We start from the raw sequence: 12,420 nt of genomic DNA, 5'->3' as shown, positions 1-12,420 counted from the left end.
AGTCTGTGCCCGTCGCCGCGCGGTGTCAACGGGCCTCTTCAGGCCGGACCGGGGGCGGCCCGCAGGGGAGAGTGCCAGGTCAGCCGCGGGCAGAACACGGGTCGGCCGCAGGCGGTGCGCCACGCCCGGCCACGGGCAGAGCACGGGTCGGCCGCAGGCGGTGCGCCACGCGCGGCCACGGGGAGAGCACGGGTCGGCCGCATAGCGCCACGCCCGGCCGCGCGGAGACCGCCAGCCCGGCCGTGGGGAGAACACAGGTCGGCCGCAGGCAGTACGCCACGCCCGGCCACGGGGAGCGCGCCGGGTCAGCCGCGCGCCGCCGGGCGGACGAGGGCCGTGAGTCCGTAGTCGATTTCACGGCCGTCGACGAGCAGGGCCTCGACCGTCCGCGTCTCCGGGTCGACGTCGGCGACGATGCCGTGCCCCTCGTAGATCGGATAGCCGGAGGCGCCGTGCCGCCCGGTGGCCTCGACGACGGCCGAGCGGACGGCGCTGTCCTCCACGGACGCGCCGCCGCGGTCCTCGACGTGCTCGGGCACCAGCAGGATCTCGAAGCGCTTCGGAACTGTGCTCATGTCCCGACGCTAAGCGCTCAGCTGGACTCGCGCCGGACGACCCGCGACTCCAGCAGGCGGCGGGGCCGCGGCGGGACGTCCTCGTCCCGCACGGCGCGGTCGACCAGCTCGGCCAGCTCCCGGCCGAGGACCATGTCGATGTGGACGGTGCTCAGCCGCGGCCGCAGCAGCCGGCCGAGCAGCAGGTCGTCGGCGCCGACGACGGCCGTCTCGTCCGGGACGGAGATCCCGGCCTCCTGGAGCGCCCGCATCAGGAGCATCGCGTACTCGTCGTTGTAGGCGAACACGCCGTCGAGCCCGAGCTCGCGCCAGCGTCCGGCCAGCTCCTCGGCCGACTCCTCGTCGTACCGCAGGGGCAGGGGCACGACGGTGGCACCGGTGCCCTCGGCCGCGCGCCGCGCACCGTCGAGGCGGGGCTGCGAGAACATCCCGAGGCCCGGTTCCTCCGGGACGACGACGCCGATCCGGCGCCGGCCGCTCTCGACCAGGTGGGCGGTGGCGACCTCGCCGACCCGGCCCTGGTCCATGACCAGGGAGTGGGTGCCCTCGACCTGCTGGGTGCCGAGTGTGATCACCGCGCGGGCCCCGGAGCGCTTGAGGAGCTCGACCGCCTGCTCCGTGAGCTCGACCTCGCCGAGCGAGACCACGGCGACCGGCCGCAGCTCGGCCCAGGCCCGGGCCGCCTCGTCGGACTTCAGGCCGACGCTGCCGTACTGCACGACCGTGTAGTCGAGGCGCCGCAGCTCCCACTGGAGATCGCTGAAGAACTGGCTGTAGAGCGGGCCCACGGGGATGTGGGCGCTCGGCAGCAGCACCATCCGGCTGTGTCCGGCGCGCAGGCTGCGGGCCGCCGCGTGGGGTACGTACCCCAGCTCCTCGGCCGCCTCGCGCACCCGCTGTCGAGTGGGCTCGCTGATCCGGACGGCCGAGGTGTTGTTCAGCACGTACGAGACGGTTGCCCGGGAGACGCCCGCGAGGCGCGCGACGTCCGCACTGGTGGGGACCGCGCGCCCGGCGGGGCGTTCGGGGGACTGTTCGGTTGAGTGGCTCATCGCTCCGGCATCTTTCCAGAACGATCCGGCACAGGGTCTGGCGGATGGCCTGATTCGGGTGCTACACAGTGCCCACACGTGTCACTGACACGTGTAACTCCCTCGCGTTCCATCCGCTCCTCGCCCCCTCATCGGGCGATCTCTCCCAGGAGGGCAATGTGGCCCTTTCCTCCCCCGGAACCGGCTCCGGCACCGGAACCGGCTCCGGCCCCGACGCCGCCACGGCCGGCCCCGACTCCCCCGCGGCCGGCCGGCCGACGCGGGGCCTGCTGCCCCTGCTCCTCGCCGGCAACTCGGCGATGTACGCCTTGTACATCGGCGTCGGCGGCATGCTCCTCGCGCTCCAGGTCGAGTCCATCGACCCCGCGAACAAGGTGGCGAACTTCGGCCTCGTCGCCGGGATATCCGCGATCTTCGCCACCGTCTTCAACCCGGTCGCGGGCGCGCTCTCGGACCGGTCAGGACGGCGCAACCCGTGGATCCTCGGCGGCGGCCTGCTCGCCCTCCCGGTGATGCTGCTCCTCGGCAGCGTCCACACGATCCTGCTGGTCACGATCGCCTGGTGCCTCGGCCAGGCGGTCATGAACATCTACCAGGCGGCCATCACCTCCGTGGTGCCCGACCGGGTCCCGACGGCCGCGCGCGGGAAGGCCTCGGCGGCCGTCGGCCTCGGCCTGCCGATCGGCTCGACCGTCGGCGCCCTCATCGGCGCGGCCTACTCCGACGACTACCGGACCGGCTACCTCGTCTTCGGCGCGATCGTCGCCGGCACGGCCGTGCTGTTCAGCACCTGTGCCCGCGAGGAGCGCATGCCCCCGAAGGCGCCGCTGCCGGTCAAGCACCAGATCGCGGCCTTCGGCAGCGCCCTCAAGGACCATGACTTCCGCTGGGCGTTCATCGGCCGGGCCCTGCTGGTCCTCGGTTACTTCGCGGTGGCCGGATTCCAGCTGTACATCCTCAAGGACCACACCGAGCTGCCCGCCGGGCTGAAGCCCGAGGAGGCCGTGGCCGTCCTCATGCCGCTCAACGCGGTCGCCATGGTGGTCTCCACCGTGCTCGGCGGCTGGCTGTCCGACCGGTACGACCGCCGCAAGCTCTTCGTGGGCGCCTCGGCGGCACTGGCCGCCGTCGCGCTGGTCATCCCGGCCGTCTCGACGAGCTGGACCGCGATGCTCGCCTTCTCGGTCGTCAACGGCCTCGGCTTCGGCTGCTACATGGCCGTCGACACCGCGCTGGTGACCATGGTGCTGCCCAAGGCCGAGGACGCGGCCCGGGACATGGGCGTCCTCAACGTCGCCAACGCCGGCCCGCAGATCATCGCCCCTTTCGTGGCCTCGCTCATCGTCTCGCTGAGTGGCGGATACACGACCCTCTTCCTGGTCGCGGCCGTACTGTCGGTGCTCGGCGCGCTCGCCGTGCGCCCCATCCGCAGCGTGCGCTGACCGGCCGGTCGGCGCCCGCCCGGGGGTGTCCTGCGGATCAGGGCCCGCCGATGTCCTGGTCCGCGGGTCACCCCCGTACCCGTCGCACCGCTCAGAGAGGCAGAACCGTGCGCCTGCACACCACCGCGTGGGGATCCGGTGACCGGATCGCCCTGCTCGTCCACGGCCTCATGGCCGACCACCGCACCTGGCGGCGGGTCGGACCGGCCCTCGCCTCGCGGGGCTACCGGGTGATCGCCGTGGACCTGCGGGGGCACGGGGCGAGTGCCCGGGCGGCGGGACCCGAGGCGTACCGGCCGGAGGACTACGCCGACGACCTCGTCGAGAACCTCCCGGGCGGAGCCGAGCTGGCCGTCGGGCACTCGCTCGGCGGGCTCGCCCTCGTACGGGCCGTGGAACGCCTCGCACCCGCCCGCGCGGTGTACGCGGATCCTGCCTGGCACCTCAGGCGCGGTCCCGACGGGTACGTGCCGGAGCTCTTCGTCCGGGGCAAGTCCCTTTCCCGGGACCTGGTGAAGGGGTTCAACCCGCGCTGGTCGGACGACGACCTCGACACCGAGATGGAGTCGGTACGCGTCTGGGACGAGCGGTCGGCGTACGGTCTGGTCGGCGTCACCGGTACGGACATGTGGCCGGTCCGGCCCACGGTCCCCTCCCTCGTCACGCTCGCCGATCCGAGCCCGCTGATCTCCGCCGACGACGCCAGGATGCTGGAGGGGCGCGGCTTCACCCTGCGGACGGTCGCGGGCGCCGGGCACACGATCCACCGGGACGACTTCGACGGGTTCATGTCCGCGCTGGGCGACTGGATCTGACGTACCGTTCACCTATGGACGAAGCCTCGATGGACTCCTCGATGGTCGGACTGCCGGGCCGGGTGACCGGCACGGTCGGGCCCGGTCTCGTCGGCGAGGTGATCGTCCGGATCCGGGGCGGCGCCGAGCACTTCCTCGCCTATCCGGCCTCGCCGAAGGAACGGATCGAGACCGGGACGGTCGTGATGGTCATGGAACATCTCCCTCCACGCACCGTCTATGTCACAGCCGCGTACGACAGTTGACCGAACCGTTGAGTGGCGCGCATCACAGGCGCACACTCCCTTCACCGGGTCCGCACGGCTCCGGTGAAGGGGGAACTGCCCATGGGCATCGGCATTGTGGCGGGCGTCGTCGTCGGCGCCTTCGCTCTTCTGATCGTCGTGTTCAAGATGATGTGGCGCGTCGCGGAGCCCAACGAGGCGCTGATCATCTCCGGTTCCAACCACAAGAACGAGGGCCTCGGCGCGGGGATGGGGTTCCGGATCGTCACCGGTCGCGGCACCCTCGTGATGCCCGGCGTCCAGGCGGTGCGCAAACTCTCGCTCGATCTCAACGAGACGCAGCTGTCCGTCGAGTGCGTCACCCACCAGGGCATTCCGCTCAAGGTCCGCGGTGTGGTGATCTTCAAGGTCGGTGACGACTTCGTGTCGATCGCCAACGCCGCGCGCCGCTTCCTCGACCAGCAGAAGCTGATGTCGGAGCGGGTGCACATCGTCTTCGCCGGTCATCTCCGCGCCATCGTCGGCGGGTTGACCGTGGAGGACATGATCCGTGACCGGGAGAAGCTGACCGGGCAGGCCCGTTCGGCCTGTGGCACGGAGATGGAGAAGCTCGGCCTGATCGTCGACTCGCTGCAGATCCACGAGATCGAGGACCCGACCGGGTACATCAAGAACCTGGCCGCCCCGCACGCCGCCGCCGTCCAGCGGGACGCGCGGATCGCGCAGGCGGAGGCGAACCGGCGGGCGACCGAGGCCGAGCAGATGGCCGCGGCGCGCATGTCGGAGGCGACCCGCGACAGCGAGATCCTCCAGGCGGGCTACCAGGCCGAGCGGGACCAGGCCTCGGCCACGGCCCGACAGGCCGGCCCGCTCGCCGACGCGGCCTCGCGCCAGGAGGTCGTGGTCCAGGAGACCCGGGTGGCCGAGCTGGAGGGCCACCGCAAGGAGCAGCAGCTCCAGGCGGAGGTCCGCAAGCCGGCCGACGCCATGGCGTACGAGACCCGGACGCTGGCCATGGCCGAGCGTGACGCCCGGATCTCGGCGGCCGAGGCCGACGCGAAGGAGACCGAGCTGGCGAGTGCGGCCAAGGCGACGGCTACCCGGCTCACCGGTGAGGCGGAAGCGGCGGCGGCGCACGCGAAGGGGCTCGCGGTCGCCGAGGCGACCCGGGCGAAGGGCCTGGCGGAGGCCGAGTCGATCAAGGCGCGTGCGGCGGCGCTCGCCGAGAACCAGGAGGCCGTCGTCGCCCAGCAGCTGGCCGAAAGGTGGCCGGAGATCGTGTCCGCCGGCGCGTCGGCCTTCGGGAACGTCGACCAGATGGTGCTGCTGAACGGCGCCGACGGGATGGCGGATGTCTTCGCCAAGGCGCTGACCATGGGCGGGACCGGTCTCGGTCTGGCCCGGCAGCTGCTCGCCACGATGAACCCGGGGGCGCCGGAACGGCTGGGCGGGGTGCCGCCGGCTCCCCGATCGGAGGAGAGCGTGGAGATCACGGTCGGCGACGGGGAGTAACGAGAACCGCCCGACGCGACGGGCCCGGTGCCGTGATGGCGCCGGGCCCGTTCGTGCGATCCCCTGGCCTCTGTACCGGCCTGGCCTCAGTTGTGGCCGAACTTCCGTTCCTTGCGGTGGGACGCGTGCTCCACGAGGGGCATCTGTGGCTCTCTCGTGGGCGTCGCCACGGTCTTCTCCTTCGCGGCCGTCTCCGTGCGGTGCTCATGACCGCCGGTACGGGCACCTCGGTTCGTCCGGGTCTGTTTCTTGCCCACGATCGCGCCTCCCATGAAGAGGTCTCGGACTTGGTCCGTATCCCCTCAGCCTCGCATGGAGGCGCGAAAGCCGCATTTCAGCAGATCCGCACGTCAGACGGGCCTGTCGAAGACCCGGGCGGTGGTGGGCGTCGTGGCCGGGGGCGCGCAGCAGCGTGGAGGGGAGGCCCGGCAGAGGGATTTTCCGAGGTTTCCGCCTGGTCGGGAAGTTTCGGGCCAACAGGGGCACAGGGGGCGCGTGCGGCCCGCGCAGGGCGCTCTTGCACGCGGGTCGGCGGTGGCTTTAGGTGGAAGCAGCGGCTTCCGGGGCCGGCCTTACAGGGCCCGTCCCGTGGATCAGGAGGTGCACGGATGGCAGCGAGCGGCACACCGCGTGGCGGCCCCCCTCTCACCGAGGCGGAGGCGGAGAACCTGCTGCGCGGCATCTGTTTCAAGACAGGCCCACCCCGCACGGTGGGGGCCGAGCTGGAGTGGCTCGTCCATGATCTGCGCGACCCCCGGCTGCCGGTCCGGCCGCCGAGACTGGCCGCCGCGCTCGACACCGTACGATCCCTGCCGCTGGTCTCGGCGCTCACCTTCGAGCCGGGCGGTCAGCTGGAGCTCAGTTCGCGTCCGGCGGGCTCGCTGATGGAGTGTCTCGACTCGCTCGCCGCCGATCTGCGCGCGGTACGGGGAGCGCTCGGACCGCTCGGTCTCACCCTGAGCGGCTACGGGGTGGACCCCTGGCACGCGCCGCGCGGGCGGGTGCTGCACGAGCCGCGGTACGACGCCATGGAGATCGTGCTCGACCGTACGGGACCGGCAGGGCGGGCGATGATGTGCGACTCGGCCTCCGTGCAGGTCTGTCTCGACGCCGGGCTCGACGAGCCGGGTCCGCTCGGCTACCACCGGCGCTGGCGGCTCGCCCACCTCCTCGGCGCGGTGCTCGTGGCGGTCTTCGCCAACTCCCCGCAGCACGGCGGCCGTCGGACCGGCTGGCGCTCGACGCGCCAGGCACTGTGGACGGAGCTCGACCCGCGGCGGGCCCTCGCGCCCCGGGCGGACGGGAAGCCCCGCGACGAGTGGACCGCGCACGTCCTGGACACGCCGGTGATGTGCGTACGGGCCGCCGAGGGGCCGTGGGCGGTGCCGGAGGGGCTGACCTTCCGCGAGTGGCTGCGCACCGGCGCCCCCCGCCCCGCCGACCTCGACGATCTGCGCTACCACCTGACGACGCTCTTCCCGCCGGTCCGGCCGCGCGGCCATCTGGAACTGCGGATGATCGACGCGCAGCCCGGCCCGGACGGCTGGCTGGTGCCGGTGGCCGTGACGACGGCCGCCTTCGAGGACCCCGAGGCGGCGGAGACCGTGTACCGGGCGGTCGAACCCCTCGCGGAGCAGGCCGGTCCGGGTCCGGCGCCGCGCAATCCGCTGTGGCTCGCGGCGGCGCGCGACGGCCTCGCCGATCCCGGACTGCACGCCGCCGCCCGCGCCGTCTTTGAGGCCGCCGTCGAGGCGCTACCGCGGATCGGGGCGAGCGAGGAGGTGCTGCGGGCCGTCGTCGCCTTCCAGGAGCGGTACGTGATCCCCGGGAGCTGTCCGGCCGACGAGCTTCAGGTGGTGGCGTCATGACCGGGACCCGACAGAGCGCCGGGATCGATCCGGAGGTGCTGCGCGCACGGGCCCTGGACGCGCTGACCGTCGCGCGGGAGCGCACGGCCCTCCTCACCTCCTGCGTCGAGGACGGTGAACTCACCGCCCAGCACTCGCCTTTGATGTCACCACTGGTCTGGGACCTGGCGCACATCGGCAACCAGGAGGAGCAGTGGCTGTGGCGGGCCGTCGCGGGGCGGGACGCCCTGCGACCGGAGATCGACTCCCTCTACGACGCCTTCGAGCATCCGCGCGCCGCCCGCCCCTCACTGCCCCTGCTCGCACCCGGCGAGGCCCGCGCCTACGCGGCGGACGTCCGCCTGCGGATCCTCGGCGTGCTGGAGAGCGCCCCGCTGGAGGGACGGCCGCTGCTCGACGACGGTTTCGCGTTCGGCATGATCGCCCAGCACGAACAGCAGCACGACGAGACGATGCTGATCACCCATCAGTTGCGCAGGGGCGCCACGGCGCTGACCGCTCCCCCGCCACCGGCCGCCGGGTCCGGTCCGCTGCCCGCCGAAGTCCTCGTCCCCGGCGGCCCGTTCACCATGGGAACCTCGGACGAGCCATGGGCCCTCGACAACGAACGCCCGGCCCACGCCCGGGTCGTTCCGGCCTTCTTCGTCGACACCACCCCCGTCACGAACGGCGCCTATCTGGCCTTCATGGCGGACGGCGGGTACACGGACCGGCGCTGGTGGCGGCCCGAGGGCTGGGCGCAGATCCGGGCGCACGACATCGGGGCGCCACTGTTCTGGCGCCGGGACGGCGGGCAGTGGCTGCGCCGCCGCTTCGGGGTGACCGAACCCGTACCGGCGGACGAGCCGGTCCTGCACGTGAGCTGGTACGAGGCGGACGCGTACGCGCGCTGGGCCGGACGGAGGCTTCCCACCGAGGCCGAGTGGGAGAAGGCCGCCCGGTACGACCCGGTCTCGGGGCGCTCGCGCCGCTATCCGTGGGGCGACGCCGATCCCGGTCCCGAGCACGCGAACCTCGGGCAGCGGCACCTGCGGCCGGCCGCCGCCGGAAGCTACCCGGAGGGTGCTTCGCCGCACGGCGTACGGCAGTTGATCGGCGACGTGTGGGAGTGGACGGCGAGCGACTTCCTGCCGTACCCGGGCTTCACGGCCTTCCCGTACAAGGAGTACTCGGAGGTGTTCTTCGGACCGGAGCACAAGGTGCTGCGGGGCGGGTCGTTCGCGGTGGACCCGGTCGCCTGCCGGGGCACCTTCCGCAACTGGGACCTGCCGGTGCGGCGCCAGATCTTCTCCGGCTTCCGCACGGCGCGGACCGCGGAGCTCGACTGATGTGCCGTCATCTCGCGTACGTGGGCGAGCCGGTGGCACTGGGAGAGCTGCTGGTCCGGCCGGAGCACGCCCTGCTGCGCCAGTCCTGGGAACCGCGTACCCAGACGAGCGGTGTCGTGAACGCCGACGGATTCGGGGTGGGCTGGTACGCGGAGGGGGATCCGGCGCCCGCGCGGTACCGGCGCGCGGGGCCGATCTGGGGCGACCTCTCCTTCGCGGACCTCGCCCGGGTGATCCGCTCCGGGGCGCTGCTCGCGGCGGTTCGGGGCGCCACGCTGCCCGGCGCCGACGGGGAGGCCGCGGCGACTCCGTTCACCGCGGGGCCCTGGCTGTTCAGCCACAACGGCGCCGTCCAGGGCTGGCCCGGCTCCCTGGCCGAGACGGCCGGCACGCTCCCGGCCGACGCGCTGCTGCGCCTGGAGGCGCGCACCGACTCGGCGCTGTTGTGGGCGCTCGTGCTGCACCGGCTGCGGGCCGGGGACGCGCCGGGCACGGCCCTGGCCGACACCGTGCGGGAGGCCGCCGCCGCGGCCCCCGGTTCCTCGCTGAACCTGCTGCTCACCGACGGCACCACCATTGCCGCGACGACCTGGGGGAACAGCCTCTGGTACCTGACCGGCCCCGACCGCGTGGTCGTGGCCTCCGAACCGTACGACGACGATCCGCGGTGGCGCGAGGTCCCCGAGCACACGCTCGTGACCGCCGACCGCGGCGATGTCACCCTCACCCCGCTCAAGGAGCCGTCCGCGTGAGTCCGTTCCAGCTGACCCGTACCCTCGCCCCCGACGCCGCGGGCGCCGATCTGCGCGCCGACGTCATCCACGGGCTGTCCCGCTCCCCCAAGGCGCTGCCGCCGAAGTGGTTCTACGACGCCCGGGGCAGCGAGCTGTTCGAGGAGATCACCCGGCTGCCCGAGTACTACCCGACGCGGGCGGAGCGGGAGATCCTGATCGCGCGGGCGCCGGAGATCGCCGCCGCCACCGGGGCCAGGACCCTGGTCGAGCTGGGCTCCGGTTCCTCCGAGAAGACGCGGTTCCTGATCGACGCGCTCCTTCCCGGTCTGGACGCCTACGTGCCGGTGGACGTGAGCGAGTCCGCGCTGACCGGGGCGGCCGAGTCGCTGCTCGCCGACCGGCCGGAGCTGCGGGTGCACGCGCTGGTCGCCGACTTCACCCGGGGGCTCGCGCTGCCGGGGACGCCCGGTCCGCGTCTGGTGGCCTTCCTCGGGGGCACGATCGGCAATCTGCTCCCCGAGGAGCGGCGGACGTTCCTGCGCTCGGTCCGGTCGATGCTCACGCCAGGCGACGCCCTGCTGCTCGGCACGGATCTGGTGAAGGACGAGAAGACGCTCGTCGCCGCCTACGACGACGCGGCCGGGGTGACGGCGGCGTTCAACAAGAACGTGCTGTCCGTGATCGACCGGGAGCTCGGCGCCGACGCGGATCCGGACGACTTCGAGCACGTGGCCGTCTGGGACAGGGACCGGGAGTGGATCGAGATGCGGCTGCGCGCGCGGCACGCGCTCACGGTGAAGATCCCGGAGCTGGATCTCGTGGTGCCGTTCGCGGCGGGCGAGGAGGTACGGACGGAGGTGTCGGCGAAGTTCCGTCAGGCGGGAGTGCGGGCCGAGCTGGCGGAGGCGGGGCTCGACCTGTCCCGCTGGTGGACGGACGACGAGGGCAGGTTCGCGCTGTCGCTCGCGACGGCACGCTGAGCGACGACGCGGGATCCGAGGGCGCGCGCTGTGTGGGCGCGCGGCGTGAGGACCCGCGATACGAGGACGCGCGGCTTGAGGACGCGCGGCTTGAGGACGTACGGCTTGAGGACGTACGGCTTGGGGGCGTGGGGCTTGAGGACGTACGGATCGGGAACGTGCGGTGTGAGGACGTGCGGCGTGGCAGCGGCCTCCGTCACGGCCCGCTGCGCCGCGGCGGCCAGGGATCTCCGGTCCGGGAAGCGCGTACCCGATAGCGGATCCAGTATCCGTACGTCGGCGGTGACTCCGCGTGTGGTGACGAGCCGCCACAAGGAGGCGCCCAGGGGGTCGTCGCCCACGTACGCGGCGGCTCCGGTGGGCCGGTAGTCGATCCGTACGGGCTGGACGTCGGCCCCGCCGTCCAGCGCGGCCTGGAAGGCGGCGGGCCGGAAACGGCCTCCGGCCCGGCCGCACCAGGTCGACCCCTCGGGGAAGACGATCACCCGGCCGCCGCCGGCGAGCACGGCGGCCATCGCGCGCACGGTGCCGGGCAGGGCCCCGAGCCGGTCGCGGTCGATGAAGAGGGTCCCGCCGAGCGCGGCGAGCGTGCCGAGGACCGGCCAGCGGCGGACCTCGGCCTTGGCGACCATCCGGCCGGGGAGGACGGCCGCGAGGAGCGGGATGTCCAGCCAGGAGACGTGGTTGGCGACGACGAGGAGCGGACCCTCGAACGGGGCGGCGACGCCGTCGAAGCGGACCCGCACGCCGAAGGCGCGGACCACGGCCCGTACCCAGTACCGGACGAGGGCGAGCCGCACCGGCGCCGGCAGGAGCCCGGCGGCCGGCATGCACAGGATGCCGAGGAGGACCGCGCCGATCCCGGCGGCCAGCCGCACCGCGGCGAGGGCGGCGCCTGCCGCGCGGGCCCCGCGGCAGGCGCCCGGGTCCGGGTGGGCGGCGCAGCGGCCCGGGGTGCAGGGCGCCGTGGGGAGCCACGGCGAGGGTGCCGTGGTCCCGTTCACTGGGCGGGGGCGAGCGACAGGAAGTGGTTGAGGTAGCGCGGGTTGGTGCGACGCAGGGAGAGCAGGACGTACAGGTCGGCCACGCCGAAGTCGGGGTCGTGGGCGGGGGCGCCGCAGACCCAGGCGCCGAGGCGGAGGTAGCCGCGCAGCAGCGGCGGGAGTTCGGTGCGGCCTTCGGGGCGGGCGATGCCGTCGGAGTTCCAGAGCTTGTGCGGGGTGACCCAGTACTCCTCGGGGGCGAGGTGCTTGGCCTTGACGGTGTCCCAGGTGGAGGCGGCGAGGGTGCCGCCGTCGGTGAGGGGGACCGAGCAGCAGCCGGCGAGCCAGTTGTGGCCGGTCCGGGTCATGTAGCGGGCGAGGCCCGCCCAGATGAGGGAGATGACGGCGCCGTTGCGGTGGGCGGGGTGGACGCAGGACCGGCCGACCTCCACGAGGTCGTGGCGGACGGGGGCGAGCCGGGTGAGGTCGAACTCGCTCTCGGAGTAGAGGCGTCCGGCCACGGCGGCCCGCTCGGGCGGCAGGATCCGGTAGGTGCCGACGACGTCGCCGGTGGCCTCGTCCCGTACGAGCAGGTGGTCGCAGTACGCGTCGAAGGCGTCGGAGTCGAGGCCGGGCTCGGGGCCGTCGAGCAGGGCGCCGAGTTCGCCGGCGAAGACCTGGTGGCGCAGCCGCTGGGCGGCCCGTACGTCCTCCTGGTCCCGGGCGAGGCCGACCACGTACCGAGGTGTGGGCGACTGGGGCCCGGCCTGGGGCTGGGCGGGGACGGACCCGGTCCCGGCGGGGACGGACCCGGTCCCCGGCCCGAGGGGAAGGGCCTGGGCTCCGGCGGGGACGGCGAGCGTGGGCGACGGTGCGGTCATGTCGGGCTCCTCCGGCGGACGGAAGG

At 73.4% G+C, this 12,420-nt stretch carries 13 protein-coding genes; 8 read left to right on the top strand and 5 right to left on the bottom strand.

Translation table 11 applies throughout. From position 1 onward, the window contains the following. Nucleotides 1-305 precede the first annotated feature (305 nt). Nucleotides 306-575 (bottom strand): hypothetical protein, encoded by a 270-nt coding sequence (locus ACFWWU_RS18315; RefSeq protein ID WP_384146188.1) that lies wholly within the window; start codon nucleotides 573-575, stop codon nucleotides 306-308. Nucleotides 576-592: 17 nt separating this feature from the next. Beyond that, nucleotides 593-1,627 (bottom strand): LacI family DNA-binding transcriptional regulator, encoded by a 1,035-nt coding sequence (locus ACFWWU_RS18310; RefSeq protein ID WP_384146184.1) that lies wholly within the window; start codon nucleotides 1,625-1,627, stop codon nucleotides 593-595. A gap of 158 nt (nucleotides 1,628-1,785) precedes the next feature. Between ACFWWU_RS18310 and ACFWWU_RS18305 the strand changes: the two genes are divergently transcribed. From ACFWWU_RS18305 to ACFWWU_RS18290, 4 genes are all read left to right on the top strand, one after another. After that, nucleotides 1,786-3,069 carry an MFS transporter gene (locus tag ACFWWU_RS18305; protein ID WP_384146181.1) on the top strand — a complete coding sequence of 428 codons (1,284 nt, stop codon included), beginning with the start codon at nucleotides 1,786-1,788 and terminating at the stop codon, nucleotides 3,067-3,069. 107 nt (nucleotides 3,070-3,176) lie between these two features. Then, nucleotides 3,177-3,884 carry an alpha/beta fold hydrolase gene (locus ACFWWU_RS18300; RefSeq protein ID WP_384146178.1) on the top strand — a complete coding sequence of 236 codons (708 nt, stop codon included), beginning with the start codon at nucleotides 3,177-3,179 and terminating at the stop codon, nucleotides 3,882-3,884. 14 nt (nucleotides 3,885-3,898) lie between these two features. Beyond that, nucleotides 3,899-4,129, top strand: a complete 231-nt coding sequence (locus tag ACFWWU_RS18295; RefSeq protein ID WP_384146174.1) for a hypothetical protein — start codon at nucleotides 3,899-3,901, stop codon at nucleotides 4,127-4,129. Between the two features lie 81 nt (nucleotides 4,130-4,210). Beyond that, entirely contained in the window at nucleotides 4,211-5,620 is a 1,410-nt protein-coding gene (locus ACFWWU_RS18290; protein WP_384146171.1) for a flotillin family protein, read from the top strand. Nucleotides 5,621-5,706: 86 nt separating this feature from the next. On the opposite strand, the gene ACFWWU_RS18285 is transcribed toward ACFWWU_RS18290, so the two are convergent. After that, the gene (locus ACFWWU_RS18285) at nucleotides 5,707-5,877 is read right to left on the bottom strand and encodes a hypothetical protein (protein WP_384146169.1); all 171 of its coding nucleotides are present in this window, start codon (nucleotides 5,875-5,877) and stop codon (nucleotides 5,707-5,709) included. A 351-nt stretch (nucleotides 5,878-6,228) separates the two neighbouring features. Between ACFWWU_RS18285 and egtA the strand changes: the two genes are divergently transcribed. From egtA to egtD, 4 genes are read left to right on the top strand one after another with little or no spacing between them, the layout of a single operon-like run. Further along, entirely contained in the window at nucleotides 6,229-7,488 is a 1,260-nt protein-coding gene (gene egtA, locus ACFWWU_RS18280; RefSeq protein ID WP_384146166.1) for an ergothioneine biosynthesis glutamate--cysteine ligase EgtA, read from the top strand. After that, nucleotides 7,485-8,816, top strand: coding sequence for an ergothioneine biosynthesis protein EgtB (egtB, locus tag ACFWWU_RS18275; RefSeq protein WP_384146163.1), 1,332 nt, complete (start codon nucleotides 7,485-7,487; stop codon nucleotides 8,814-8,816). Before egtA ends, egtB begins: the two co-directional genes overlap by 4 nt. Then, nucleotides 8,816-9,568 carry an ergothioneine biosynthesis protein EgtC gene (egtC, locus tag ACFWWU_RS18270; RefSeq protein WP_384146160.1) on the top strand — a complete coding sequence of 251 codons (753 nt, stop codon included), beginning with the start codon at nucleotides 8,816-8,818 and terminating at the stop codon, nucleotides 9,566-9,568. The genes egtB and egtC overlap by 1 nt, the downstream gene beginning before the upstream one ends. Next, nucleotides 9,565-10,530, top strand: a complete 966-nt coding sequence (gene egtD / locus ACFWWU_RS18265) for an L-histidine N(alpha)-methyltransferase (protein ID WP_384146157.1) — start codon at nucleotides 9,565-9,567, stop codon at nucleotides 10,528-10,530. Before egtC ends, egtD begins: the two co-directional genes overlap by 4 nt. Here the strand turns inward: egtD and ACFWWU_RS18260 are convergent. Further along, nucleotides 10,425-11,534 carry a lysophospholipid acyltransferase family protein gene (locus ACFWWU_RS18260; protein WP_384146154.1) on the bottom strand — a complete coding sequence of 370 codons (1,110 nt, stop codon included), beginning with the start codon at nucleotides 11,532-11,534 and terminating at the stop codon, nucleotides 10,425-10,427. The genes egtD and ACFWWU_RS18260 overlap by 106 nt on opposite strands. Then, nucleotides 11,531-12,394: a GNAT family N-acetyltransferase gene (locus tag ACFWWU_RS18255; RefSeq protein WP_384146151.1), complete on the bottom strand. Its 864-nt coding sequence runs from the start codon at nucleotides 12,392-12,394 to the stop codon at nucleotides 11,531-11,533. The genes ACFWWU_RS18260 and ACFWWU_RS18255 overlap by 4 nt, the downstream gene beginning before the upstream one ends. Nucleotides 12,395-12,420: the final 26 nt, after the last annotated feature.

Source organism: Streptomyces sp. NPDC058650 (genome assembly GCF_042717315.1).
Taxonomy (GTDB): Bacteria; Actinomycetota; Actinomycetes; order Streptomycetales; family Streptomycetaceae; genus Streptomyces.
The sequence above is the reverse complement of the archived record's forward strand: the minus strand, read 5'-3'. Positions and strand labels throughout refer to the sequence as shown.